The organism is Arthrobacter sp. NPDC058192, from assembly GCF_042883665.1.
Taxonomy (GTDB): domain Bacteria; phylum Actinomycetota; class Actinomycetes; order Actinomycetales; family Micrococcaceae; genus Arthrobacter.
Map to the genome: position 1 here is coordinate 72716 of NZ_JBHVVJ010000002.1, position 24343 is coordinate 97058.

Sequence of the window (24343 nt, forward strand, 5' to 3'; positions counted from 1 at the left end):
TGCGGTCCCGGCAGTAGTCCCGGGGCGCATACGCCGTCAGTGAAATACGCCGGATGAAGCGTCGGAGGTGCAACAGTTCAGCCGGGCGTGGATCCGAGGCTAGGCTCGAAAGATAATTCCGCACGACAGCCCAGGAGAACCTACGTGAACCCAGCGTCCGCTTCCCCCGCTCCGTTGCCCCCGCCAGGCCTGACGTGGGGTATCAAGCGCAGCTTCATGGACTACATTGCGGGGCTCCCGGACGGCGCTGTCTCCGCTGCCGACGGCGCGACGGTGACCGCGTCCGGAGAGTTTTGTTTCGCCCCCGACGGCTCCGAATATGATCCCGCCAGCGGTACCGGTGTGCTGCGGTTCCGCGGCGACGTTCGAGTCGCCGGCCACCACGGCATGATGTTTGTCCGGCTGCTGAATCCCTGGGTCGAACTCACCGGCGGGCACGGGGTCCTGTCGATCAGCACCGGCGACGGCGGCGGGAAAGACCGCGTGGACGTCGGCACCCTCCGCACGGCCGCACCCCGCAACATGGAGGGGTTCCTGGTCTGGGAGCGCGTCGACGTGGCGGTATCCCAGGCTGGTTCGGAACTGTTTGACGGCCAGTACGCGGACGGCCAGGCGATGGACCCGCTGGTTATCCGCGTCCCCGCCTGACGGCGCGGCCTTAGCGGGGCCGGGCGGGACGCACCTTGACCGGAGCGATGGCGCCCACCAGCGCGACGGCGGTAATCGAGCCCGCCGCCATGATCGAGGCGAGCACGACGATCTGGAAGCGGCCCGCTTCCACCGGTGAGAGTCCCCCGAAGATTGCGCCAACGAACGCGCCCGGCAGAGTGACCAGGCCGGTCGTCTTCGTCTGGTCGGTCGAGGGGATGAGGGCTGAATAGACGGCCCGCCGGGCCAGTTCCAACGTCGACTGGCGCCGCGTCGCGCCCAAAGCCAGCCACGCCTCCACCTCGTCCCAGTGTTCATTCACCGACTCCGCAAAATGCCGGCCGGACAGGGTCGCGATGGTCATCGCGTTGCCGATCACGATCCCTCCGATGGCAAGCGCGTACCGCGGCGTGAAGGCGATCGCCCCCGTGCCGAAGTCGATGGCCAAGGTCACCACGATGCCCGCGGCCATGGAGCCGCCGACCACCGCGAGGCGGCTCCAGGCCCAGCCCAGCCGCCGCGATGCGGTGACCGCGGCCACGGTGAACATCACGAGGAGGGCCGCGCCCACCCAGACCGGGCTGGTGATGACGCCGCCCAGAATCAGGCTAATGACGGCGAGCTGCGCAGCTCCGCGGAGGATCGCCAGCGCCGGCGCGGACGCGTACGGGATCCGGAATGCCGCGAGCAGACCAACAGCCACCGCCATCAGGAGCCCGACGCACAGCAGCGTGGGCAAAAGATCAGGGAAACCGGTCATCAGGCCAGCCTATAGATCTGTCCAGCAGCAGCAGGTGCCCGTGCGGCAGGTCGGGCTCCGGGATGGCCGCCGCCTGACGCCGGGGAGGCATTCGGGTGGGGATACCGGGCGTCAGGCCAGGGCGGCGCTAAGGCTTCAGGACTACCTTGATGCAGCCATCTTCCTTCTTCTGGAACAACTCGTAGGCTGCTGCGGCCCCGTCCAGGGAAACCTCATGCGTCTTCAGGTCCATGACGCCCAGCGGGTCCGACGGATCCTCCACAATCGGGAGCAGCTCATCGGTCCAGTTGCGCACATTGCATTGGCCCATGCGGAACTGCAGCTGCTTGTCGAACATTGTCAGCAGCGGCATCGGACTGGCCGTACCGCCGTAGACTCCGCTCAGCGACACTGTGCCCCCGCGACGGACGGCGTCAATGGCGGAATGCAAGACCGTCAGACGGTCCACACCGGCGGTCTCCATGGCCTTCTTCGCCACCGCGTCCGGCAATATGCCCACCACATGCTGAGCGAAGGCGCCGACCGGTGAGTTGTGGGCCTCCATTCCGACGGCGTCGAGCACAGCGTCGGGGCCACGGCCCTCCGTCATATCGCGCAGCCGGTCCCCGATGTCCTTCGTGAAATCCAGGGTCTCTATCCCGTGGCGCTCAGCCATCCGGCGCCGCTCCGGGACAGGTTCGACCGCAATCACCCGCTGACCCAAATGACGCCCGATGCGGCTGGCGAACTGTCCCACGGGGCCGAGCCCAAACACGGCAAGCGTGCCGCCGGCAGGGACGTCGGCGTATTTCACGCCTTGCCAGGCGGTGGGGAGGATGTCCGAGAGGTACAGGTAGCGCTCATCCGGAAGTTCTTTTCCGACCTTGATGGGCCCATAGTCGGCGTGCGGGACGCGCAAGTATTCAGCCTGCCCGCCTGGCACGGAGCCGTAGAGTTCAGAGAACCCGAACAAGCTCGCCCCGCTGTTGTGAGAATGCACCTGCGTTGTTTCACACTGCGACTGCAGGCCCTGCTTACACATCCAGCAGTGGCCGCAGGAAATGTTGAACGGAATGACAACGCGGTCCCCTGGCTGGAGGTCATGCACGCCGGAGCCGACCTCCTGGACGATCCCCATTGGTTCGTGGCCCAGGATGTCGCCTGACTGCAGGTACGGACCCAAGACTTCGTAGAGGTGCAGGTCGGACCCGCAAATCGCCGTCGACGTAATCTTGACGATGGCGTCAGTGGGTTCCTGAATCACCGGGTCCGGCACGTTTTCAACGCGGACCGACCTCTTACCTTGCCAGGTTAGTGCCCTCATTAGAACTCCTTTGCGTGAGCCGACATTGCTAAGCATGCTGAGCATCCAGCCTAGCCCGGAGCCTCGTCCACGATCAAGGACCAGCGGCGGAAGGCCGCAGAACGCGCAACCCGCCGCGCTGCCCTGGCGCCTCGGCCTGCGCAAGGGACGCCGATTTCGGGTCTCACTCAGGCAGCCAACACCGTCTCGATCAACATCTGTTCGAGCCAAGCGAGGTAGCCTTCCTCGCTCCAGCCGGCCTGCACCACGAGGAGTTCATGCTGGTAGGGGGAAGTCAGGACAAAGAGCGTCATGGCCACGGACTCCTCCGACATATCCCCGCGAAGGCCGCCGCGCTGCTGCAGCAGGCGTGCCACCTTCAGCAAATCAGCGCGGATGCGCTCCTGGAGCCCGGCGTGCGCTGCAGCGATGTCCGCATCCCCCTGCGCGGCGGCGGCCAGCGCCTGCCAGAGCCGCCCGATTCGGCCGTTGAGTTCCGCGGCAAACGCGGCCAGGCCGAGCAGTCCGTCCCGGGCGCGCTCTTGCGCCAGAACAGCCTGTGCCGCCGGCACTTCAAGAATGGACCGGCCGCCCTCCGCGCCGGCTGTTGCTGCCTCCAAGGCAGCGAGCAACAGCCGCTTCTTGGGCCCGTGGCTTTGGACCGTCTCCACGGATACACCGGCCTCACCCGCAATGGCAGCCAGCGTGGTCGCGGTGAAGCCGTTCGCCGCAAAGCAGCGGCCGGCCGCCTCGAGTACCCGCTTGCGGGTGCGGGACGCCTGCTCTTCCCGCAACACCGAACGGTACTGCCGCGGACCAGAAATATTCCTCGCCATCATTCCTCCGCCATATTGACTACTGCCTCATAGTAATCAAAACTGAGGCGACGTAATCATTCCAGGGAGGCATCATGGCATCGGTTCTTGTTTGTTCCAGCCCCTTGATAGGGCATGTCACACCGATGTTGGCCGTTGCCGCCGGCCTTGTGGAGAGAGGGCACGATGTCCGCTTCCTCACGGGGCAGCGGTTCGGGCGCCGGGTGGCGGAGACCGGTGCCACCTTCGTGCCGCTCCCCCCGGAGGCGGACTTCGACGACACGAAGCTGGACGAGGCCTTCCCGGGCCGCGTGGGGCTGAAAGGACCAAAAGGGATCCGGTTCGACATCAAAGAGATTTTTATGCGTCCGGGGAAGGCCCAGTACGGGGCGATCAAGGCGGCGTTCGCGGAGCGTCCGGTCGATGCGGTCCTGGCCGAATCGCTGTTCATGGGCGCCGCGCTGCTGCTTGCCGGAGCGAACCCTGGCCGTCCTGCCGTCATCAACTGCGGCATCGTGCCGCTCAGCCTGGCCAGCCGCGACACGGCTCCCTACGGGCTGGGCATACCGCCAATGCCGGGAGTGGCCGGACGGCTGCGGAACCGTGCGTTGCAGACCTTCACCGAGAAGGTAGTCTTCGGCCCGGTCCAGAAATACGCCGACGAGGTCGCCCGCGACGTGACGGCGTCGCCGTTTCCGACCTTCTTCATGGACTGGCCCCGCGCCGCGGACCACATCGCCCAGTTCGGCGTCCGTGAGTTCGAATACCCCAGATCCGACCTGCCCGACACCGTCCATTTCGTGGGCCCGGTATCCCAAGGCGGATCAGCAGCCACCAGCGGCACCACCGCCCCCGTGCTGCCCGAGTGGTGGGCAGACCTCGATGCCGGACGTCCCGTGGTGCACGTCACGCAGGGCACTGTCGCCAACCGGGACTTCGATGACCTCGTCCGCCCTGCTATTGAGGGCCTCGCTGACGACGACGTCCTCGTCGTCGTCACCACCGGTGGACGGCCGCTCGACTCACTCTCCGGTCCGCTCCCCCGGAACGTCCGGGTCGCCACCTACCTGCCCTACGACGAACTGCTGCCCAAGACGGACGTCCTGGTCACCAACGGCGGCTACGGCGGAGTGCAGTTCGCCCTGCGGCACGGCGTGCCCCTCGTCGTTGCGGGCGAAACGGAGGATAAAACCGAAGTATCAGCCCGGGTGGCGTGGTCTGGCACTGGAATCAACCTGCGGACCAGCCGGGCCACACCCGGGGCCGTCGCCAAGGCCGTCCGCTCGGTTCTTTCCAATCCCTCCTACCGCGACGCCAGCAACCGCATTGGCCTCGCCATCCGGGACTCGCGGGGTGTGGACGGGCTCGCCGATCTCCTCGAGGGCATCTCAGCCGGCAGGGCGCCACACGCTGATGCGGACTGACCCGGACAGACACCGGTATCACCCGCGGCGGGAATCCTGTTGCTTAGTCAACGTCCTGGCCTAGTACCTCCAGGTAGGCTTCCACCGGCCGGTCGGGGATGGTGGTTGGCGCCTCCAGGTGCACCGCACCCGAGGGAAGAATGCCCGCGCCACCGTACCGGTCCATCACCTGCCACTGGGCGAGCACGTCTTCACCCGCGTGGACCGGCGGAAGCTGCGTCCAAAACTCGAACCCGCCGGCGTCATGCAACGCCGCGGTCCGATACATGACGCACCCGCCGAGCCACGCGATCCGGTACGCAATCCACTCCCCAGGCCCGAGGCCGAGGTCCGTGCTGAGGTGCGCCAAGTTCGCGGCGCTGTGGAGGGGCCAGCGCTCAAAACCTTCCGCTCCCGGCCTGATCCGCTCCGGACGGACCGGCCCATCCCACGGGGAGAACGCCCCCGTCTGCTCCGGCCGCCTGTCGGAGAGGTAGGACAGGCCCTGGGGTGCCATGCCAACAAACCCGCAATCAAGCTGTTCCAAGGCGCTACTTAGCAGTTTCAAGGCATCCGGCTCCAGCCAGATGTCGTCGTCGAGGAACAGAACTTTCTCCGCCGAGGCCTGTTCGAGCATGAACTGTCGATGTTCGGCCAGTCCTTGCCGCGGAAGATGCCGAAGCAGTTCGACGGGCCGGCCCTGCGCCTGCAGCACCCGGACCATCGCCGCCGCCGCGGCGTTCTCCCACGCCGGAGCCCCCGAAGATTGGTCGCTGATGACCACCCTGAACTCCGATTGCTGCTGGGCCGCCAACCCGGCCAGGGTCACGCCGAGCTCGGCAGGACGGTCGCACGTGGGAATAAGGACGTCGACAGCGACGTCCGTCACCGGTTCTGCTGGCTGTGCCCAACGCGAAGACGACCGGCTCATCAAAAGCCTCCTCCCTGTCAGCCTGGAAACTGACCGGTGCCAGGTCCTGCAGCCCCGGCCGCAGGCGTGGGCCGATGTCACCGACAATTAACGAGCATACTGAGCATCGGGAGCGTTGCAAGGTCCCGGACGCTTCCCCCTGGGCTCCCGCGGAACCTTCCCACACCTGACCAACTGGCTGGCCGGAGAACTGCGCGACGTCGCATTCCCCACCACGGAGATCTCACGGGGCCGGAGTCCCCAGCTGTCTATGCCGAATGGCTTGCCGCGCCGGGCTCCCCCACGGTGCTCATTTACAGCCACCATGACGTGCGCGCCGTCAAGGAGGAAAACTGGGACCAAACTTCCCCGTTCGACCCCGCATGTCGGGACGGCCGGCTCTACGGCCGGGGAAGCTCAGATGCCAGGGCCAGGTCTTGGCCCACGTCTGGGGCATCCGCTCCCACTTGCACGCCACCGGACGCACCGCACCGGCAGTGAACCTCAAAGTGATCATCGAAGGGGAGGAAGAGGCGGGCTCCCCCGGATTGGCAGACCTCCTTCGGGCGAACCGGTCCCGTCTGGACGCCGACGCCGTCATCTTCTCCGACACCTTGCTGTGGCGCGCCGATCATCCGGCCCTCTGCACCAGCATCCGCGGCATGCTCGACGCGCGCCTGGAGGTCTACGGTCCACTAACGGACATCCACAGCGGCGCAGTGACCGGCACCGCGCCCAATCCTGCCTTCGAACTAAGCAACCTGCTGGCACGGCTGCACAACCAGAAGGGCAGGATCACACTCCCTGGCTTCTACGACGACGTTGAGGAAATATCCGAGCGGCGCCGCGCGGAACTGGCCGCGCTCCCGTTCGACCCACAGGACTGGCTGGAACGGTCGCACACCCGCAGCATCGGCGGCGGCTGGTGGAGGACAACTGGCACGACAGTGACGAAAGCGTCAGCATCGACGTACTGAAGGCAGGTGCCGCGACGCTGGCGTTGCTGTGGGATGAGTTGGGCCGCCGTCGCTAGTACCCTGCCCCCGCTTCGCGTTACGACCGGGAAACAAAGTGCCGGCCGCACGCTGGTTGAGGAGAGCGTACGGCCGGAAACTTTGAACCGGAGTTCTTTACTAACTCTCGCCCATCCCGCTGAGATAAGACTGAGAGTGGCGGGTTTCCCGTCGCGGACCCGTCGGCCGGGAGGAAAACGCGCGATAAACCCGGAAAATTCGTGACCTAGGTTGTTCGGATCCCCCGGGGTGCCGCATTCTTGGAGCATGGCACAGCGCAAGGGGGCGGCGGCCAGCCCGCCGCGCAGGGACGAAACCCGCTGGGGCGTTCGCAAGCGCTCGACGGCCGTCGCCGTCGGCGTCGTGGCAGTGGCCCTGCTAGTAGGCGGCGTCATCCTGCTGGTACTGCTGCATACATCGCTGGTGACCTCCACGGACTCAACCGCCAGGCAGAAGGCCCTCGACGTCATCGCCGAAATGGAGGATGTGGACGTCGAGGACGCCCGGGCCTACATCACGGACACCGCCCATGCGGGCCAGTTCGTCCAGCTCCTGGACTCAACCGGGTACGTTGTGATCGCCTCCGATCCGGAAGTCGCCAACGCCCCCCTCTCCGCCCAGCGGCCTGCTCTGGGCCAGACCATGGTCCAGGATGTCTCGAGCCTGCCAAGCATCGGCGACAACGACGACTACCACATCGTGACCGTTGGCGCCCGGACCGGCACCATGGTCTACTCGGTGGTGGTCGCCCAGGCAGCGCAGATCCAGGCCGACGCCATTTCCACAGTTGCCTGGTTCATGCTGGGGGCAACGCCTCTGCTACTGCTCACGGTGGCGGTTTCCGTGTGGCTGCTCGTGGGCCGTTCACTCCGCCAGGTCGAAAGGATCCGCGGCCAGGTGGCGCGGATCAATTCCGAACGCCTGGACGGACGCGTCGACGTGCCGAGCACGAACGATGAGATCCAGGCGCTGGCGCTGACCATGAACATGATGCTGGACCGGCTCCAGGCCTCAGACAGCGAACAGCGCCGGTTCGTTTCGGACGCCAGCCATGAACTGCGCAGCCCTCTGGCCACCCTCAAGGCGGGCGTTGAGATCGCGGCCACCGATCCCACCGGGGCAATGTGGCTCCAAATGAAGGACGTCCTCGCCGAGGAAACAGAACGCATGAGCTACCTCGTGGAGGACCTACTGACCCTGGCGAAGGCAAACGACGGCGGCCTGAAAGTGGAACCCGAGGACGTGGACCTCGACGACGTCCTCGACCAGGAGATCCGCCGGCTGCGCTCCACCAGCCGCCACCGGATTTCCGTCGAGCTCGTTCCGGCGCGGATCCGCGGCGACGCCCGCCGGCTGGCCCAGGTGCTGCGGAATGTCCTGGACAACGCCGACCGGCACGCCCTGTCCCGGATAGACGTTGACCTGCGGCCGGCCGGGAACCAGGTCATCATCACTGTGGACAACGATGGCGATCCCATCCCGGAGGCGGACCGCAACCGGATCTTCGAACGCTTCGTCCGGCTGGATGGCAGCCGCTCCCGCGAAGGCGGCGGCAGCGGGCTGGGCCTGGCCATCGCGGCAGGCATTGTTGCCGCCCATCACGGGACCATCCGTTCCACGGATGCGCCGCCGGGGCACTGCCGGTTTGAGATTGCACTGCCCGCCCCGGACCCCTTGCCGCCGTCCGAGCCTGCTGCCCTCAGCCCTCGGACGGCACGACGGCACGGGGCCCAGGGATCGGTCCGGAGCTGAGCAGATAGCCCATGCCTCGCACGGTGGTCAGGGTGTGGACGCCGAAGGGCACATCGATCTTTCGCCGGAGATAGCCGATGTAGACCTCCACAACGTTGTCCGCACCCTCGAAAGCCGGGTCCCAGACGTTCTGCAGAATCTCTGCCTTGGAGACAATCTGATCGTGCCGACGCATGAGGAATTGGAGAAGCCCGTACTCCCTCGCCGTCAGGCTGATGGCGGTATCTCCGCGCCGCACGCTGCGGTTCACGGGATTGAGCGCCAAGGTGCCAACAGTCAAAACAACGGGCCTGGCCGGCGCCCCGCGGCGGATCAACGCCCTGATCCGGGCCACCAGCACCAGGAAACTGAACGGCTTGGTCAGATAGTCATCCGCACCCAGGTCGAAGGCGTCGGTCTGGTCGTACTCGCCGTCCTTGGCCGTGAGCATCAGCACCGGAGTCCAGACCTTGCGCCGCCGCAGTTCCTTCAGGACGTCGTAGCCGTTCATCCGCGGCAACATGAGGTCAAGCAGGATCGCATCGTACGGATTCTCGAGCGCGGCCGACAGCCCGCCGACGCCGTCGTGGGCAACATCGACGACGAACCCTTCGTTCTTCAGTCCGCGCCGCACCGTCTCCGCAAGTGCGTGCTCATCCTCCACCATCAGAATCCGCACGGCAGGGCCCCCTCTCTGTGAGCCAGTATGGCCCTTCCTGAGCGGGTCCGGGAGGGGAATTCATCGTGTCCCGGTAAGAGACCCGACGTGGGCAGACCGCTAAGCGGGCCGGGGAGGCCCGAACAGCCAGCCCGAAACGTCGCTGCGCAGTATCACGTGCGGTCCTCCCGTTGCACTGACGTTCCCGTTGGGGACGTAGTATCCGCGGCCGGCGCCGGGGCCGCCAGCCGCCCGGTCCAGGGCGTCCGTGAGGCGCCGGTTCAGGTAACCGTCGGGTCCCAAGGACCGCAGTTCTTCGAGCTCCTCCGGCGTGAGCCGTCCCAGCACTGCAGCGATATCGGCCATGGCGTATCCCTTCCGGTGAATGCGGACAGGTCCCAAACTGGATAGTCCTGAAGGATTCAGGCTAAGGCGCGCAAATTAACGGCGCGTGAAGCACGCGTGACCGGTCGCGAACAAAAGCCCGAAGGGTGCCAAGGCGGCCGGCCGCCGCCGGGTGTCACGAGAGTCACGCGGGCGAGTCCCCCGATCCCCAGCATTTACCCGGTGTAATGCTGTACCGTTCATTCCCGGAGAGCCGGAGAGGCTCCGGACCAAACAGCCCAGCAACGGAAATGAGTACCACCAGGTGGCAACCGATTATGACGAAGTACGCTCCGACGTCGCGGAATCACGCAACGCCTCCCTCGAGGCCCTCCGGTCGGCGAACGCACCAGACGCCCGGAGCGTAGTCCGCGAGCTGGACGAGGCCGATACCTCCGAAGGCGTCGAGCTTCCCGGAGCCGACTTGTCCGGCGAGGAGCTGACCGTAACGGTCATCCCGCAGAAAGAGGACGAGTTCACCTGCTATTCCTGCTTCCTCGTGCGGCACCGGTCCCAGCTCGCCAAAGAGAAGGCCGGACACGCCTACTGCGCCGACTGCCTTAGCTAAACATCCGAGCAGCCCCGGCCCGGCCTGGCCCCGCTCGCCGGGCCAGCAGCAACGGTTGTGCTAAAGGCAACCCCGCCTTCAGGCGGCGGGAAAGACCAATGACGGTTCGTCCGCGGTGGCGAGGGTCAGAACTGCCTCCTCGACCGTTTCGTGGTCCTCGAGTTCGCGTTCAACGCGCCGCAGTGCCACGGCGACGTCATGCTCCCGGTGGTCCCCCTGGATGTCCACCGCCGCCACGAGGTACAGCCGACGCGGACCGACAAATTCCAGGTGCAAGTAGGTGATGCGCTCGATTTCGGGGAACCTGAGGAGCCGTCTGGCCATGGCTTCCTCAACATCGCTGGTTACTGCCTGGCCCACGAGGAAGCGCCGGTTGCGGTCGATCAGCACGACGGCGACGACTGCCAGCAGGATGCCCACCAGAATGGACCCGACGGCGTCCGGCACGGTGGATCCTGTGGCCTGGTGAAGCGCTATCCCGGCGAAGGCGATGAGCAGCCCGATCAGGGCGGCCCCGTCCTCGGCAAAGACGGCACGCAGTGTGGGGTCCGAGCTCTTGAGGACCTGTTCCAGGGTGTTCCGGTCAAGCTCGCGCGCCGCCTTCCGCGACTGCCTGAACGCCTGGGTGAAGGACACGCCCTCCAGCACAAAGGCGATGCCCAGGACCACGTAGGCAATCGTGAAGTCTCCGGCCGGCTCCGGCGTGATGAGCTGCTGGATGCCGTGCATCACCGATACCACCGCCCCGGCCGTGAACAGGCCAAAAGCGGCGATCATGGACCACACATAGGCCTCGCGCCCGTAGCCCATGGGGTGGGTCTGGTCCCGTTTCCTGGCGGCTTTGCGTTCGGCGATCAGCAGGAACACCTGGTTGCCAGTGTCGGCCCAGGAGTGCGCGGCCTCGGCAGTCATGGACGCCGAGCCCGAGACGAGCGCGGCCGCGGATTTGGCTGCCGCGACCAGAATATTCGCCGCGAAGGCAATGAGCACCGTCAGGGATACGCGCGGGGGCTTATCAGGCTTCACTCAACTTCCTCCTGCCGCCGTTGGAATGCATGCCAGTGACTACGCTATCCCTCCTGCCCGCACCGGGTCAGATTTCAGGCGTGCAGGTTCCATTAATGCCGGGCGGGCGCACAATGAAGGAAGTACGTGAACTGACTCTTACCCGTATCCGTTTTGGGGTGGTGCGCTATGACTGCAGGCCGCAAGCCGTCGATGAGCGCACAAGCCCGGCCCCGGAGGTCTGCAGGCCTGCACGGGACCGGCATGACGCTGCGCATCCTCACGGCCGGCGCCTTGTTCATCGACGCCGCCGTCCACCTTCATCTGGCCCCGGTCTACCAAGCGGGAAACCCCGCCGGGATCGGCCAGGGCAACCTCTTCCTGTTGGAAGCCGCCGCGGCTGTGCTCGCCGGTCTGTTCGTGCTGCTGCGCGGCAGCAGAGTTGCCTACGGTGTCGCGTTCCTGGTTGCGCTGAGTGCCTTCATCGCCGTGGTTCTCTACCGGTACGTGGACATTCCCGCGTTCGGCCCGTTTCCGGCGATGTACGAGCCCGTGTGGTTCTTCGAGAAGACCGTCAGCGCCGTGGCCGAAGGTGCCGGCGCTGTCTTGGCGGCCGTGGGCTTCGCCAGGGCCGCACGGCGGACGTCCCGGCGGCGCACCACCGGGTCCCCCGCCTGAGCACCCCGTCCCGCCCGTCAGCACGGCCCGGCGCGGGATTCAGCGGGGCTGCCCGCCCCGGGCCGGGCGGGAGGGTGCAGGCTTTGGTTCCAGGTCCAACGCCGCCGGGCCCTGGATGACCTTGCCGTCGGAGGCAAACCGCGAGCCGTGGCAAGGGCAGTCCCAGGTCGCCTCGTCCGGGTTGAACTCCACCGTGCACCCCAAGTGTGTGCAGACGGCGGAGAGGGCGAGCAACTCTCCGGCCGGATCGGCATACAGGGCAGTCGGCCGCCCGTCGATCTCGACGACGGTGCCTTGGCCCGGACGCAGCGCCGGGACGGTGATGTGACTGTGTTGCGGCTGCTCCGGCTGGGCTGACTGTCTGGGCTGTTCCGGTTGCGTGCTGGCCCCTGCAGGTCCGGACGTGGCTTCCGTCGGACTAGAGGGCCTCAATTGCTTCCAGGCGGCCGGAACGGACGGCCTCGGCGAAGGCCTGGTAGTCCTTCTCGTTCTGATCGGCGTAACGCTCGGAAAAGTCCGTGATCGACTGGTCGAACTTGTCGCTCTTGCCAAGATAGGCAGCGATCGCGATCGGGTCACCCGACCTGGCGTGCGCCCGCGCCAATGTCCAGCCACAGGCGCTGGCATAGAAATTCATGCCCACCGGTTTCATCGCTTCTACGATGGCTGAGCCCTTCATGTCGCGCAGTTGCCGCCAGTAAAGGTAGCGGTTGTCCTGCACGCCCTTGGTCCAGCCCAGGAAGATGTCACTCGCGGCCTGCATCATCCGTTGCCCCTGCACCACGCGCTCGCCCGGCTGGTTGAACCTGCTCTTCGGTAAGTGGTCCTCGAGCACTGACCGTGTGGCCTCCTTGACCTGCAGGAACAGCGGATCCTGCTGATCGCGGCCCTGCAGCAAGGCGATGAACGCCCGCGTTCCGACGCTGCCGACGCCCACCACCTTGCGGGCGACGTCGATAACTTCGAAGCGTTCGAGCAGATGACGCCGGTCGTCCGGCAGCGTGGCCCGGTAGGACCGGAGTTGCTCCCGGATGTTTCGCTGCACATCATCGCCTGACATGCCGTACGCGTCTCCCAGTTCCCGAACGGGAATGACGATCGGTGGCTGGCTGACGATCCTGTACCGGCCCTCGTCGTCGAGCTCGGCGAGCTTGGAGAGAGCCTGCAGGCTGTCGCGCGTGTGGGCCTTGGCCACATTTTGCCGCGCCACCTTTTCCATGCCCTGGGCCGCCTTCTTGAGGGCCTTGCCCTTCTGGGTCGCCACGGCCAGCCGCATGGTTTCCATCAGCTGTTCCTCGGACAGCCGGGCGTACCAGACGTCCAGGGTGCGCATCTGCGCGAACTGGGCCATCGCCTCGCGGTACGCCCGTACGGATGTGAGTGTCACCTCGCGCGTCTCCTCCTTGCTGAACCCGTTGTTGCGCGCCGCGATGGTGAAGCTCGCGGACATGCGTTTGACGTCGTACTCGAACGGGCCCGGAAGGGTCTCGTCGAAGTCGTTGATATCAAACAGAAGGGTCCGCTCCGGTGACGCGAAGACGCCGAAATTGGACAGGTGGGCGTCCCCGCACAGCTGGGAAACCAGGCCCGCGCGCGGCGTGGCCTTCAGGTCGGCGGCCATGATCTTGGCGGCCCCCCGGTAGAACGTAAACGGTGAGGTCAGCATCCTGCCGTGACGTACCGGCACGAGGTCGCGCTCCCGGGTGAGGTTCTGCTCCTCGAGGAGCGCCACGGGATCGGGACGGTCGGGCGCCGGCGCCCAACCCGTGTGGCTGGAGACGGGCACCTTCTTCCGGTGCCTCTTGCCCCTGTCAACGCGTTCCTCGACGCTCGGGTGAGTGACTTTGGTCTTGGCCATGATCCGTGACCTCCATAGCTCGTCAGGAACCGTAAGTCCGGAACCGCTGCCGGCGTTCCACACTGCGATTGTGTCCCCGAAGCGGCCCACCGTCAACGCGCTCCCGACGATAGCGCGATCGGTTTCAGGACACATGCCGGTCCGGGCTGCGGAACGGACGATTGGCTCATGCCCTGCGGGTGATGTCATCGGCCGCTTTGGCGGGTTAAGTGGATGACGTGCCGCAGTGCCCGCCTTTTTCCCGGCAGGCGGCACACAGCCGCCGGAACCAGATGGAGACAAGACCATGTCCGAACAAGATGCCCCTGTCCTTGAAGCCCTCGCAGACATCACCCTCGTATCCCTCGAACGCTCAACGCTCGAGCCGCGCGAGTTGATGCTCGCCCGGATCGCGGTGCTTGCCGCAGTCGACGCCCCGCCCGCCTCGTACCTGCTTAATGCAAGCACCGCGATTGACGTCGGCATCACCCTGGAGGACGTCCAGGGCGTCCTTATTGCCGTTGCGCCGATTGTCGGCACGCCCCGGATCGTGGCCGCGGCAGGCAATATCACCCAGGCGCTCGGTTTCGCCGTCGCAATGGCCGAGGCCGAGATCGAGGCTGCACTCGAGAGGCAAAGTGAGGCGGGCGCGGGGAGCTGAACCCGCCTGAAGGCGCGTCTTCGTCGCTGAAGAGCGGACATGCAGTACCGTTGCGTGCGAACCCGGCGTTCCGACGTCGGCAGTCCCTCGCTGCATCGGCCACGATGCCACGATCGAAAGCGGCCCCATGAACAAGAACAGGCTGGAGGCCTTCAGCGACGGCGTGCTTGCCATCGTGATCACCATCATGGTCCTGGAGCTTCACGTCCCGGCCGAACCCACCTGGCAGGCACTGCTCCACGAGCTTCCCACGTTCCTCAGCTACCTCCTGAGCTTCGTGTACGTCGGGATTTATTGGAACAACCACCACCACATGCTGCATCTGGCCGGGAGGATCAACGGTGCAGTCCTCTGGGCCAACTTGCATCTGCTGTTCTGGCTGTCCCTTTTCCCCTTCACCACCAGGTGGATCAATGACGCGGGCCTGGCGGAGGTGCCCGTCCTGGTTTACGGGTTGAACCTGTTGCTCGCGGCCATAGCGTTCTACATCCTGAAATTGGCCCTTATCCGTCAACAGGGACGTGGTGGCGCGCTGCAGGAAGCCATGGGCAAGGACTGGAAGGGCAAGGGATCTCCGATTCTGTACATCGCGGGGATGGGCCTGAGCTTTGTGAGCCCGCTCCTGGGGATCGCCGCCTACACGGTGGTGGCCGCGATCTGGCTCATCCCGGACCGGCGGGTGGAGCGGTTCCTCGCGCACACCTGAGTGGCGCGCGCGGGATCACCGGGTGACGCGCTGGGCGCGCTGGGACAGTGACGCCCGCAGGAATTCCAGATGAGCCGGGGTGGGGGCCGCCACGTTGGGCGCGTAGCCCGGGTGTTTGCCGAGGTACTTCTTGATGAACGGGCACACCGGAACGATCCGGAGGCCCGCCGCAACGGTTTCGTCCAGCGCCTGTGCGGCCAGTTTTCCTGCCAGCCCCCGGCCGCCATATCCATCGTCTATTGCCGTGTGGTAGAAAATCCGCTGGCCCGCGACCTGATCCCCGGCAACGTCGTCAAAGTAAGCGGCCTGGCCGATCACGACGCCGGCATCGAGCATTTCGTAGCGGCTGCGGTCCGGGTTGTTCGTGATGGTGGTCGTGGTCAATCTGGTCTCCTTCGATGGGGCGCGCGGGCCGTTGGGCGGGTTCGGGTGTGGCGGGTTTGGTCAGTGGGTATGGTTCAGCCGCGGGGCCGGAGCCGGGCGTTCGGCAGAGCTGGCGCCGGGAGGGCGGGAGGTTGCCCGGGCGGGAATGAACCGAACCGCGGCTCTGCGTCTTCACCCATACCGATTTCAGGTTCGGCGCCGATTTCGGCCTGCCACTGGGCCCGGTACGCCACGATTTCCTCGTGGCTGCGTCCGACGAAGTTCCACCACATCACAATCTTTTCGCCCAGCGGCTCTCCTCCCATCAGGAGGACGCGGGCACCGTCGTTGCCCGCGGCCAGGGTCACGGACGAGTGGCCGGCCGGAAGGTAGGCGAGGTGGTCCGTGGGGACCGGGTATCCGTCCAGGGCCAGGCTCCCCGCGTCCACCAGGAGGCCGTGTTCAAAGGAGGCATCAGTACCCAGCGTCAGTTCCGTCCCGGCCTCCAGCAGGAGCTCCGCACCCAGCAGGGGCGTGTGGGTGGCCACAGGCGAGACCGAGCCCCCGAGCTCACCCAAAAACACCCGCAGGGTCCAGCCGTCTCCGCTGACCGGTTCCGGACGGTAGTGCTCGAACGTGGGGGCCATGTGGCGGGCTGTGTCAGGCAGTGCCACCCACAGCTGCGCACCGTGCAGGACGGTTGTGTCCGGGGTGGAAAATTCCGAGTGGCTGATGCCCCGGCCCGCGGTCATGAGGTTGACCTCTCCGGGCCGCACCATTGCATGGAAGCCGGCCGAGTCCCGGTGTTCGATCTCCCCCGTGAACAGCCAGCTGACCGTCTGCAGCCCGGTGTGCGGGTGGCGCGGGACCTTCATGCCGCCGGAATTACCGATCCGGTCCGGGCCATAGTGGTCCAGGAAGCACCAGGCTCCGATCAGGCTGCGCTGGCGCTGAGGCAGGGTCCGGCGCACGTCCATCGCGCGGGGGCCACCCAGCGGCACCTGCCGCGGAACCAACAGCTCGACGCCGGCGCAGGGCCCCTCCGCTTCACAGAGGATTTCCTGGGGCGCAACTTCGGTATTGCTCATGAAGACAGCCTAGTCCCGCGTGGTCACCGGGGCAGCCGCCGGGGCGCGGCACGGCCCTCGCCGTGTTGCGGCTTCAGATCCATGTCTGGCGGCGCAGTGGCGGTTCCGAGCCGCCAGGGCGCTGGACCAGGATTTGGTTCACACCGGTGAGCCCGCCCTCGAAGCCAAGGGCGCTCGCAGCCATGTAGAGCCGCCAGATCCTGGCCCGTCCCACGCCTGCGGAGCGGACGGCCTCGTCCCAGTTCTCCTCCAGGTTCCGCACCCAGGCACGGAGCGTCAAGGCATAGTGGCGCCGCAGCGCCTCAACGTCCAGGACTTCCAGGCCGGCCGCTTCGAGCGCCGCGACCATGTCTGAAAGGCTCAGCATCTCACCGTCCGGGAAGACGTAGCGGGGAATGAAGGAGTCCGGGTCGGGTGCGGTCGATCCGGCGTTCCAGGAGATCGCATGGTTCAGGAGCCGGCCTCCCGGACGGAGCAGGCCCTGCAGCCGGGAGGCGTAGTTCCCGATCTGCTCGCGTCCTACGTGCTCGGACATGCCGATGGAGCTGATCGCGTCGAACGGTCCGTCTTCCACGTCGCGGTAGTCCTGGACCCGGATGTCCACCCGGTCAGTCAGTCCGGCGTCGGCCGCCCGTTTGCGGGCGAGGGCGGCTTGTTCGACCGAAAGTGTCACACCGACGACGTCGACGCCGTAGTGCTGCGCTGCGTGCAGCGCGAAGCTGCCCCAGCCGCATCCCACGTCCAGCACGCGCATGCCCGGTTCCAGTCCCAACTTGCGGCAGACCAGATCCAGTTTGGCGGCCTGGGCCGCGTCAAGACCGGTCTGCTCCGACTCCCAGACCGCGCACGAATACACCATGGACGGGCCCAGGACGAGCGCATAGAAGTCGTTCCCGACGTCGTAATGGTGGGAGATGGCCGCCGCGTCGCGCCCCTTGGAATGGCGTCGGCCATGACGGCTCACCCGGGCTTCCTCGGCCGGCGGCACCGGAATCGGCCCCACAGCGCCAAGCCGGACCGCGGCCTTGAGCAGGGCGAACACTTCGCCCGGGGTCGGCGGCCGGAACGGTCCCGGCTCGGCAAACTTCCCGGCCGCACTGAGGGCGGCGAAGGCGGCGAAGATGTCGCCGGGTGCCTCGATGTCGCCGGCGACGTAGGCGCGGCTGAGTCCGAGCTGCCCGGGTGACCACAGCATCCGGCGAAGGGCCCGCCGGGACCGGAAAACAACCACCGGGGCGTCGGCTGGACCCGCTTCCGTGCCGTCCCAGGCCCGCAGCCGCAACGGGATCCCGTCGGTGCCAAGAATGATCGACAATGCGTCGGCCAGTCGTGATGCTGCATTCGTGGGTTTCGCCATGTCCCATGCCCCGCTTCCAGGTGCTCGCTTCCGGTGCCGCGTGCGGTGGTCCGGGCAGCGCTCGCGCCGCGTCCCATCTCCCGCACAGCTCCCAATCTAAGGGCAAGCAATGGCCCGTAACCAGAGGTTTGGTCGGCCAGTCTGCTCGACATGGCCGGGCGGCCTGGCGCTCCGGCATGCCGCGCCTCTGGTGTTCCTCGGCGCCGTTGCCTATCGTGTGTCGTATGTCTGAATCCTTCTCGTCTCTCGTCGACACGTTCAGGAACGTCGGTGTGTCCCGGGCCTTTGGCCCCGCCGCGACTATCGCCGGGGAAGAGATCGTCCCGGTGGCGATGGTGTCGTTCGGCTTCGGCGGAGGCAGCAGTCCGGAGGACGGCCAGCCCGGGGTCGGCGGAAGCGGCGGGGGCGGCGGAGGCTTTGTGCTGCCTCTTGGCGTGTACGCCAAAGGCCCCGCCGGGCATCTGACATTTCGGCCCAACACCGTAGTGGTGCTTGCGACGCTGATTCCGCTGGTGTGCGCCGTCGGCCTTTCGATCCGCGGCATTCTTAGGACCCTCGGCTCCCACGCGTAGAGCGGTCGTCCGAGGGCCGGACGTCGCGTCCCGGAAGTGCCAGAACCTGGGCCTCCAGGCCACTACGGGATCAAGACGCACGCACTCACCTGGTAGGCGTCACGGACGATGACATGGCCGGTTCCTGGTCGTCGTCGGCGTCGACCCATGCCGTGAAGTCCTTCAGCGACATGAAGCAGTAGTAGTCGCAATACCGCAGGCGCTTCTTCTCCGACTTGCTCATGCAACTAATTCGCTACGACGGCGGGCGCGGATGGCACGATTGCAGCTCTGGTGTTCCGCAGCGGATCCCGACTGGACAGTGACCATAGAATCAAAACGATGACGCATACAACCAGCCTGGAAGCCTTGATCGTGCGGGCGACGGAGCTCGCATCCACAGGCAGACGGGAAATACTCGGCATCGCCGGCGCCCCCGGTGCGGGTAAATCGACCCTTGCCGCGCAACTCGTCGCAGCCCTCGGAACCGATCGCGCCGTCCTGGTACCCATGGACGGATTTCACCTCGCCAACGTCTTGCTGGTCGAACGCGGACTCCGGCAGGTCAAAGGCTCCATAGAAACCTTTGACGACGCCGGCTACGCAAACCTGCTGGAACGCATCAGAAACCAGCGATCCCCCGAAACCATCTACGCGCCCCACTTCGACCGCAACCTCGAAGAACCCATCGCAGGCGCAATTCCCGTCTACGCGAACACTCCCCTGGTCATCACCGAAGGCAACTACCTGCTCGCCGGCGAGGGCCGGTGGCCAGAGGCACGGACCGCGCTCACTGAGACCTGGTATCTGAAGCCGCCCGAAGACACGCGCCGACGACGGCTCATCGAACGCCACATGGCGCATGGAAAGAACGAACACGTGGCGCGACAATGGGCGCTCGGATCCGATGAACGGAACGCGGAGATGATCCAAGCCACCGCCGGCATAGCCGACAGGACCATCACAATCGCGTGCCCTTCCTAGCCAACCTGGCGCAAAGCAATCCGCAGGTCGATGCCTTAGGCGCGCAGTTGCTCATTCCTTGGTGCGGGCCCGGCTCGGCTGCACCCGGGGTGGTTCGCCAGGCATCTTGGGAAAGTCCGGCGGGAACGGCAGCTCCCCCAGCCCTGCCTCGAGGTCCCTCTCCCACCAATCCAGGAGAGCATCGACGGTGCCCGGGCTCGAATGCATGCCGGCCCACGGATCACCGGAGGCCTTGAGCCGCTCCGGCACCGTAAGAACGGTGAAGGACTGCGGATCGACGGCGTCCAACTCCTCCCAGCGGATCGGGCAGGACACGGTGGCATTGGCGAGGGCACGCGGGCTGTAGGCGCCGGCTATCGTGCGGTCGCGATTCGCCTGGTTGAAGTCAACGAAGATGCGGGAGCCGCGTTCTTCCTTCCACCACGCGGTGGTGACCTGCTCGGGCAGCCGGCGTTCGAGTTCGCGGGCTGCAGCGATGACGGCGTGGCGCACGTCGAGGAACTCCCGGGTCGGCTCGATCGGGGCATAGACGTGAAGACCCCGGTTGCCCGAAGTCTTGATGAAGGCGTCAAGCCCGGCCTCGGCGAGGACGCGCCGCAACTCCCTGGCGACCGGCACGGTCTCGGCGAACCCGGTGCCGGGCTGCGGGTCGAGGTCGATCCGCAGCTGGTCCGGATTGTCCGGATTATCGGCCCGGGAAGCCCAGGGGTGGAACACGACCGTATTCATCTGCACCGCCCACACCGCGGCCGCGATTTCCTCGAAGACCAACTGGGGATGGGAGCGGGCGCTGGGATAGGCGACGTCGACCGCAGCGACGAAGTCCGGGGCACCCTTGGGCGGGTTCTTGGAGAAGAACTGTTCACCGTCGACCGTGTCCTTGAAGCGCTGGAGGGTCACCGGCCGGCCGCCGTTCGCCGCCATGAAGGCGTCCCCGACGTCCACCACGTAGCGGGCCAGGTCCAGCTTGGTCACTCCCATGGCCGGCCAGACGACCCTGCCGGGGCTGGACACCCTTAAGTCCCGGTCCCCGTGCGGACCGCTGACAGTGAGGTGGGCTTCTTCCTTGGCCATGGGGACAACGTACCCTCCTGACGTGGGCAATTGAAGAGCGGACCGCGGGCCAGGTCGCCGTCGCAGAGGAATCCCAGCGCAGCGAACGGCCCCCTGACCCGGCATGATGGAACCATGATCACGCCCGAGTCCCCCATCACCATAGACGTCGGCGGTGCCACTGTCTCCGGCGTTTTTGCCGACCCCGACCGCGCGTTCGCAACGCTGGTTGTTGCCCACGGTGCCGGGGCGGGGATGGACCACCCGTTCCTGCAGGGTTTCACCCGAGCGCTCAACGCCTTAGGGGTCGCTACCCTGCGGTTCAATTTCCCCTACCGGGAAGCCGGCAAGAAGTTTCCGGACCGGCCGCCGGCTGCTATTGCTGCCTGGCGGGCTGCCATGGACGCCGCCGCGTCACGCTCCGGCAGCCGCCCGTTGTGGGCCGCCGGGAAGTCCTTCGGCGGGCGCATGGCCTCGATGGCGGTGGCGGAAGGCATGCCCGCCGCGGGACTGGTCTACCTCGGTTATCCCCTGCACCCGCCAGGGAAACCGGAGAAACTCCGCGACGAGCACCTCTATGGGCTGTCCGAGCCGATGCTTTTCCTGCAGGGCACGCGCGACACCTTCGCCACCCCAGAACTGCTCGAGGCAGTGACTGCACGGATCGGGCCCGCCGCGACCGTGGAGTGGTGCGAGGGCGGCGACCACTCGTTTGCCGTAGCCGGCGCCAAGCGCACTGCGGAGGATACGGGGGCGTCGCTGGCGGCGTCGGTCGCGGCGTTCATGAGGACGCAGGGGAAGACCGTGGCCACTACCTCCTAGCCGAGGCTCCCAAACCGGCCCGCCACGTCGTGCACCCGCGCCTCGATGGCATCAGCGGCAGCGGGAGCCCCTCCCGCGGCGCGGACAAGCTCGCTCATCGCGGCCACGTTCCGCCTGACCTGGTCGTCGGCATTGAGTGCGTCGGCCGCAGTCCGGAGCGCCTCCGGCGCGACGTCGTCCGGGGCGAGCTGCCGGCCGAGGCCGAGATCTGCAATCCTTCGGGCTGTGGCCGCCTGCTCCGGCTGCTGTGGCACGGCCAGCATGGGAACTGCGAAATAGAGCGCCTCCATGGTCGAATTCATGCCCGCGTGGGTGATGAAGACGGCTGTCCGGCGGAGCACCTGGACTTGCGGGAAGAACGGCCGGATCCGGACATTCGGTGGAAGGGTGCCGAGCTCGGCCGGGGTGGTCCGTTCACCAACTGCCATGGCGACGTCCCAGTCGCTGCCCCCGAAGGCCTCCAGACACATCCGGAAGAAGTCCGGCCGGCGGTTCAGCGGGCTGGTCCCGAGCGAGATGAAAAGCAGCGGTCCTGGTCCCTGAGGTGCCCAGCCGCCGTCCTGGTCCCGCCCGCCGATGTCAGGCCCCACAAATCGGAACCGGTCATCGAACGTCTCCCCCATGGGCTGGAACTCGCGGGGAAGGAACACGATGTTGAACGGCGCCGGCGGACCGTCGAATAACCGTGGCGCCCGCACCCCCTGCTCGGCCGCGAACTCCGCCACCAGCCGGCCCATGGCCATCACGACCTTCGCCATGTCATCGGCGGCGCCCGGCGGCGGCGCCGGCACCAGCGACCGGAGCGAAAAATGCTCGTTCGTGGCATAGGTCGGCATGAGGCCAATGGCCGGGGCACCGATCTTCTCTGCCGCCATGCTGCCGCTCAGCGTCATCGCATCAAAGCAGACAGCGTCCGGCGGGTCATTCCGGAGGCGTTCCACCATAGCGGGAAAACTGGACCTGAGATCCTCGAACACCTTATTCATGACGGGCAACATCAGTTGCGCCCGCTCCCGCTGCCCGGGCCCCATGGCGGGCATGGACGCCATCCAGTTCAAGCCGGAGGTCTGGAAGGCGGCGCCGGCCTCGCGAATCCGCGGTTCGAAGTCCGCGGACGTGAAATACGTGACCCGGTGCCCGCGGCGGACAAGCTCAGCGACCAGCGGCAGGGTCGGGTTCACGTGGCCGTGGGCGGGAATGGAGACGAACGCAAAATGCATGGCCATCACTCTTCATCGCTTCGCCAAGGTCCCATTGGCTGGGTCCCGTTGGCCGGGGTTCCGTCTGAGCGGCGTCCCGAGTGCCTTGCGGTCCGCGTGCCCTTCGGCCCGTGGGCGTCGTCCTCCTTCATCATGCCCCTGTTGCACGGCCGGCGCGAGAGCCGGCGATCCCGTCCGCGCTAGCTGCCGGTGCTTTGATGCAGATCGGGGTCGAGGCTGTTGGCCGCTGCAACGCGTGCAAGCAAGTCGTGGAGCTGCTCGGCCTGTTCCGGTGTCAGCGAGCCCAGCAACTGGGCCTCGTGTTCCCGGACGGTCCGCCGCAAGGTTGCCAGGAGTTCCTGCCCTTTCCCTGTGAGCCGCAGTTCGTAGCTTCTGCGGTCCGTACTGCTGCGGGTGCGCGCCACCAGGCCCCGGGTTTCGAGGGAGTCGATGAGCGCCACGATCCTGCTTGGCACGGCGCCCAGCCGGTCCGCGAGGACGCGCTGGTTCAGCCCCGGCGCCCGGCCGAGCAGGCGGAGGACTCCGGCGTCCGCCGGCGTCAGTCCGAGGGTGCGGGTGCGTTCGGCAAACCGCGCCGAGGCCAGCGCCCCGACCTGGGAGAGGAGGAACGCGGTGCGGTGCGGTCCCGCCGTCGTCGAGGGATCCATGTCTCCACGATACTCCATTGACAGAACAATTCAGTAGGTGAATCATTATTGTATTGAATCGATTTGGGAGGTGGGTTCGGAATGAATGACTCGTCCGCTCCGCGTCAGGTAAAGCCCGAAACAGCTGCCCCGTCCCGCCGGCCGTCTGGTCCCAACCCGGGAATCCTCGCGGCTGTGAGTCTGCTCTTAATGCTGGCAGGGCTGGTCCTCACCGCTGTGCTGAGCGGGGGCCAGCAGTTCGTGGGCCCGTTCGCTCCATCGGACACGGTGGCAACGTTTTTCCGCGACAACCCGGTAGCCGTGCGCGTGGGGTCGATGCTGCAGTTCGGTTCCGCGGTTCCGCTTGGAATCTACGCCGCCACGGTGTATGCCCGGCAGCTCCGACTCGGCGTGAGGGTGCCCGGGCCGGCCATCGCGTTCTTCGGCGGCATCACGGCATCCTTGATGCTGATGGTGTCGGCCATGCTCGTCTGGGTGGTGAGCCGACCGGAGATCACGACGGATGTGGTTCTGACCCATGGTTTGGTTTTTCTGGCCTTCATCACGGGCGGCGTCGGCTACGCGACCGGGTTGGGGCTCCTCGTTGCCGGCATGGCAGTCCCCTTCCTCGTGCTTCGCTTGGGACCGGGCTGGTTCGGCTGGGCCGGACTTGTGCTCGCCGCAGTGGCTGAGGTGAGCTTCCTCTCGATGACGATCGAACCACTGCAGTTCCTCCTGCCGGTCGCCCGTTTCGGCGGTCTGGCGTGGCTGGTGGCGGCCGGCTTCGTGTTGCCCCGCACCCGCGCGGCGGCCAACCAGGCGGTCACCCGCGCTCGACGGTAAGCCCGAACGGGACCTCGCCGCTGACGGCCACCGTGAACAGCGTGTGGCTGTGGCGGGTGACGAGGATGCCGTGCCGGCAGTCCTGCATGGCCCTGGAGCGGGCGACCCGGACAGCAGCTTCCAGTTCGTCGGCGAGGAGGGCGGCGTTCTCGGCCTCGATTTCCAGCACGAGGTCCGTTCTTGTCTTGATCATGGCGTGGTCCTTCCGAGAGGTCTGGGATCAAAGGTGGCGCCCTGCGCCGCGCCCGCCATCCGTGGGCGGACTAGCTCCAGCCCCAGCCGCCCAGGAATCTGGGTTTCGGGCGCGGGAGGCGATGGCTGGCGCACGCGAGGGTGCGCGGCCCGCTCGGCGGGCGGCCGGCCGGATCCGGTCCGGC

Annotated in this window: 29 protein-coding genes; 12 read left to right on the forward strand and 17 right to left on the reverse strand. The window is 66.6% G+C overall.

What is annotated here, in order from left to right; all coding sequences use genetic code 11:
- The first annotated feature begins 144 nt into the window (after nucleotides 1-144).
- Complete coding sequence (locus ACFVVK_RS02450) at nucleotides 145-648, forward strand: HtaA domain-containing protein (protein ID WP_390262953.1); 504 nt, start codon at nucleotides 145-147, stop codon at nucleotides 646-648.
- A 10-nt stretch (nucleotides 649-658) separates the two neighbouring features.
- Here ACFVVK_RS02450 and ACFVVK_RS02455 read toward each other — a convergent pair whose 3' ends face one another.
- From ACFVVK_RS02455 to ACFVVK_RS02465, 3 genes are all read right to left on the reverse strand, one after another.
- Nucleotides 659-1408 carry an ABC transporter permease gene (locus ACFVVK_RS02455; protein ID WP_390262956.1) on the reverse strand — a complete coding sequence of 250 codons (750 nt, stop codon included), beginning with the start codon at nucleotides 1406-1408 and terminating at the stop codon, nucleotides 659-661.
- A 127-nt stretch (nucleotides 1409-1535) separates the two neighbouring features.
- Complete coding sequence (locus ACFVVK_RS02460) at nucleotides 1536-2711, reverse strand: zinc-dependent alcohol dehydrogenase (protein ID WP_390262959.1); 1176 nt, start codon at nucleotides 2709-2711, stop codon at nucleotides 1536-1538.
- A 167-nt stretch (nucleotides 2712-2878) separates the two neighbouring features.
- On the reverse strand, nucleotides 2879-3484 hold the full coding sequence (locus tag ACFVVK_RS02465) for a TetR/AcrR family transcriptional regulator (protein ID WP_390262962.1): 606 nt from the start codon (nucleotides 3482-3484) through the stop codon (nucleotides 2879-2881).
- Between the two features lie 116 nt (nucleotides 3485-3600).
- On the opposite strand from ACFVVK_RS02465, the gene ACFVVK_RS02470 reads away from it, so the two are divergent.
- Nucleotides 3601-4929 (forward strand): glycosyltransferase, encoded by a 1329-nt coding sequence (locus tag ACFVVK_RS02470; RefSeq protein WP_390262965.1) that lies wholly within the window; start codon nucleotides 3601-3603, stop codon nucleotides 4927-4929.
- A gap of 43 nt (nucleotides 4930-4972) precedes the next feature.
- Here the strand turns inward: ACFVVK_RS02470 and ACFVVK_RS02475 are convergent, their stop codons facing one another.
- Nucleotides 4973-5839 (reverse strand): glycosyltransferase family A protein, encoded by an 867-nt coding sequence (locus ACFVVK_RS02475; RefSeq protein ID WP_390262968.1) that lies wholly within the window; start codon nucleotides 5837-5839, stop codon nucleotides 4973-4975.
- A 416-nt stretch (nucleotides 5840-6255) separates the two neighbouring features.
- Between ACFVVK_RS02475 and ACFVVK_RS02480 the strand changes: the two genes are divergently transcribed.
- Complete coding sequence (locus ACFVVK_RS02480) at nucleotides 6256-6795, forward strand: hypothetical protein (RefSeq protein WP_390262971.1); 540 nt, start codon at nucleotides 6256-6258, stop codon at nucleotides 6793-6795.
- Nucleotides 6796-7098: 303 nt separating this feature from the next.
- The gene (locus tag ACFVVK_RS02485) at nucleotides 7099-8583 is read left to right on the forward strand and encodes a sensor histidine kinase (protein ID WP_390262974.1); all 1485 of its coding nucleotides are present in this window, start codon (nucleotides 7099-7101) and stop codon (nucleotides 8581-8583) included.
- Here ACFVVK_RS02485 and ACFVVK_RS02490 read toward each other — a convergent pair.
- Entirely contained in the window at nucleotides 8531-9241 is a 711-nt protein-coding gene (locus tag ACFVVK_RS02490; RefSeq protein ID WP_390262977.1) for a response regulator transcription factor, read from the reverse strand. The two genes, ACFVVK_RS02485 and ACFVVK_RS02490, sit on opposite strands and share 53 nt — an antisense overlap.
- Before the next feature lie 99 nt (nucleotides 9242-9340).
- Nucleotides 9341-9586 carry a hypothetical protein gene (locus ACFVVK_RS02495; RefSeq protein WP_390262980.1) on the reverse strand — a complete coding sequence of 82 codons (246 nt, stop codon included), beginning with the start codon at nucleotides 9584-9586 and terminating at the stop codon, nucleotides 9341-9343.
- A 283-nt stretch (nucleotides 9587-9869) separates the two neighbouring features.
- Here ACFVVK_RS02495 and ACFVVK_RS02500 point away from each other — a divergent pair, with 283 nt between their 5' ends.
- The gene (locus ACFVVK_RS02500) at nucleotides 9870-10172 is read left to right on the forward strand and encodes a DUF4193 domain-containing protein (RefSeq protein WP_028276793.1); all 303 of its coding nucleotides are present in this window, start codon (nucleotides 9870-9872) and stop codon (nucleotides 10170-10172) included.
- A 78-nt stretch (nucleotides 10173-10250) separates the two neighbouring features.
- Here the strand turns inward: ACFVVK_RS02500 and ACFVVK_RS02505 are convergent, their stop codons facing one another.
- On the reverse strand, nucleotides 10251-11198 hold the full coding sequence (locus tag ACFVVK_RS02505) for a cation diffusion facilitator family transporter (protein WP_390262983.1): 948 nt from the start codon (nucleotides 11196-11198) through the stop codon (nucleotides 10251-10253).
- A 168-nt stretch (nucleotides 11199-11366) separates the two neighbouring features.
- Here ACFVVK_RS02505 and ACFVVK_RS02510 point away from each other — a divergent pair, with 168 nt between their 5' ends.
- Nucleotides 11367-11855 carry a hypothetical protein gene (locus ACFVVK_RS02510; protein ID WP_390262986.1) on the forward strand — a complete coding sequence of 163 codons (489 nt, stop codon included), beginning with the start codon at nucleotides 11367-11369 and terminating at the stop codon, nucleotides 11853-11855.
- Nucleotides 11856-11894: 39 nt separating this feature from the next.
- Here the strand turns inward: ACFVVK_RS02510 and ACFVVK_RS02515 are convergent, their stop codons facing one another.
- Together ACFVVK_RS02515 and ACFVVK_RS02520 are read right to left on the reverse strand one after the other, a co-directional pair.
- Entirely contained in the window at nucleotides 11895-12287 is a 393-nt protein-coding gene (locus tag ACFVVK_RS02515) for a Rieske 2Fe-2S domain-containing protein (RefSeq protein ID WP_390262989.1), read from the reverse strand.
- Nucleotides 12274-13713, reverse strand: a complete 1440-nt coding sequence (locus ACFVVK_RS02520; protein WP_390262992.1) for a DUF2252 domain-containing protein — start codon at nucleotides 13711-13713, stop codon at nucleotides 12274-12276. Before ACFVVK_RS02520 ends, ACFVVK_RS02515 begins: the two co-directional genes overlap by 14 nt.
- A 286-nt stretch (nucleotides 13714-13999) precedes the next feature.
- Here ACFVVK_RS02520 and ACFVVK_RS02525 point away from each other — a divergent pair, with 286 nt between their 5' ends.
- Nucleotides 14000-14353 (forward strand): carboxymuconolactone decarboxylase family protein, encoded by a 354-nt coding sequence (locus tag ACFVVK_RS02525; RefSeq protein WP_390262995.1) that lies wholly within the window; start codon nucleotides 14000-14002, stop codon nucleotides 14351-14353.
- Nucleotides 14354-14480: 127 nt separating this feature from the next.
- Nucleotides 14481-15059, forward strand: a complete 579-nt coding sequence (locus tag ACFVVK_RS02530; protein WP_390262998.1) for a TMEM175 family protein — start codon at nucleotides 14481-14483, stop codon at nucleotides 15057-15059.
- 15 nt (nucleotides 15060-15074) lie between these two features.
- Here the strand turns inward: ACFVVK_RS02530 and ACFVVK_RS02535 are convergent, their stop codons facing one another.
- The 3 genes from ACFVVK_RS02535 to ACFVVK_RS02545 all read right to left on the reverse strand — a co-directional run bounded on the left by ACFVVK_RS02535 (nucleotide 15075) and on the right by ACFVVK_RS02545 (nucleotide 17867).
- A complete protein-coding gene (locus tag ACFVVK_RS02535) occupies nucleotides 15075-15443 on the reverse strand; it encodes a GNAT family N-acetyltransferase (protein WP_390263001.1) in 369 nt (122 codons plus the stop codon).
- 74 nt (nucleotides 15444-15517) lie between these two features.
- Complete coding sequence (locus tag ACFVVK_RS02540; RefSeq protein WP_390263004.1) at nucleotides 15518-16510, reverse strand: pirin family protein; 993 nt, start codon at nucleotides 16508-16510, stop codon at nucleotides 15518-15520.
- Nucleotides 16511-16583: 73 nt separating this feature from the next.
- Nucleotides 16584-17867, reverse strand: coding sequence for a class I SAM-dependent methyltransferase (locus tag ACFVVK_RS02545; RefSeq protein ID WP_390263007.1), 1284 nt, complete (start codon nucleotides 17865-17867; stop codon nucleotides 16584-16586).
- Between the two features lie 224 nt (nucleotides 17868-18091).
- Between ACFVVK_RS02545 and ACFVVK_RS02550 the strand changes: the two genes are divergently transcribed.
- The gene (locus tag ACFVVK_RS02550; protein ID WP_390263010.1) at nucleotides 18092-18439 is read left to right on the forward strand and encodes a hypothetical protein; all 348 of its coding nucleotides are present in this window, start codon (nucleotides 18092-18094) and stop codon (nucleotides 18437-18439) included.
- An 85-nt stretch (nucleotides 18440-18524) separates the two neighbouring features.
- Here the strand turns inward: ACFVVK_RS02550 and ACFVVK_RS02555 are convergent, their stop codons facing one another.
- Nucleotides 18525-18662, reverse strand: coding sequence for a hypothetical protein (locus tag ACFVVK_RS02555; protein WP_390263013.1), 138 nt, complete (start codon nucleotides 18660-18662; stop codon nucleotides 18525-18527).
- 98 nt (nucleotides 18663-18760) lie between these two features.
- Between ACFVVK_RS02555 and ACFVVK_RS02560 the strand changes: the two genes are divergently transcribed.
- Nucleotides 18761-19402: a nucleoside/nucleotide kinase family protein gene (locus tag ACFVVK_RS02560; protein WP_390263015.1), complete on the forward strand. Its 642-nt coding sequence runs from the start codon at nucleotides 18761-18763 to the stop codon at nucleotides 19400-19402.
- A gap of 51 nt (nucleotides 19403-19453) precedes the next feature.
- On the opposite strand, the gene ligD is transcribed toward ACFVVK_RS02560, so the two are convergent.
- Entirely contained in the window at nucleotides 19454-20476 is a 1023-nt protein-coding gene (gene ligD, locus ACFVVK_RS02565; RefSeq protein ID WP_390263018.1) for a non-homologous end-joining DNA ligase, read from the reverse strand.
- A gap of 114 nt (nucleotides 20477-20590) precedes the next feature.
- Here ligD and ACFVVK_RS02570 point away from each other — a divergent pair, with 114 nt between their 5' ends.
- Nucleotides 20591-21277, forward strand: coding sequence for an alpha/beta family hydrolase (locus ACFVVK_RS02570; protein WP_390263021.1), 687 nt, complete (start codon nucleotides 20591-20593; stop codon nucleotides 21275-21277).
- Here the strand turns inward: ACFVVK_RS02570 and ACFVVK_RS02575 are convergent.
- Both ACFVVK_RS02575 and ACFVVK_RS02580 read right to left on the reverse strand, forming a co-directional pair.
- Nucleotides 21274-22497 carry a macrolide family glycosyltransferase gene (locus ACFVVK_RS02575; protein ID WP_390263024.1) on the reverse strand — a complete coding sequence of 408 codons (1224 nt, stop codon included), beginning with the start codon at nucleotides 22495-22497 and terminating at the stop codon, nucleotides 21274-21276. The genes ACFVVK_RS02570 and ACFVVK_RS02575 overlap by 4 nt on opposite strands.
- A gap of 179 nt (nucleotides 22498-22676) precedes the next feature.
- On the reverse strand, nucleotides 22677-23144 hold the full coding sequence (locus ACFVVK_RS02580; RefSeq protein ID WP_390263027.1) for a MarR family winged helix-turn-helix transcriptional regulator: 468 nt from the start codon (nucleotides 23142-23144) through the stop codon (nucleotides 22677-22679).
- A gap of 174 nt (nucleotides 23145-23318) precedes the next feature.
- Here ACFVVK_RS02580 and ACFVVK_RS02585 point away from each other — a divergent pair, with 174 nt between their 5' ends.
- Nucleotides 23319-23966, forward strand: coding sequence for a hypothetical protein (locus ACFVVK_RS02585; RefSeq protein ID WP_390263030.1), 648 nt, complete (start codon nucleotides 23319-23321; stop codon nucleotides 23964-23966).
- On the opposite strand, the gene ACFVVK_RS02590 is transcribed toward ACFVVK_RS02585, so the two are convergent.
- Nucleotides 23947-24159, reverse strand: a complete 213-nt coding sequence (locus ACFVVK_RS02590) for a hypothetical protein (protein WP_390263033.1) — start codon at nucleotides 24157-24159, stop codon at nucleotides 23947-23949. The two genes, ACFVVK_RS02585 and ACFVVK_RS02590, sit on opposite strands and share 20 nt — an antisense overlap.
- Nucleotides 24160-24343: the final 184 nt, after the last annotated feature.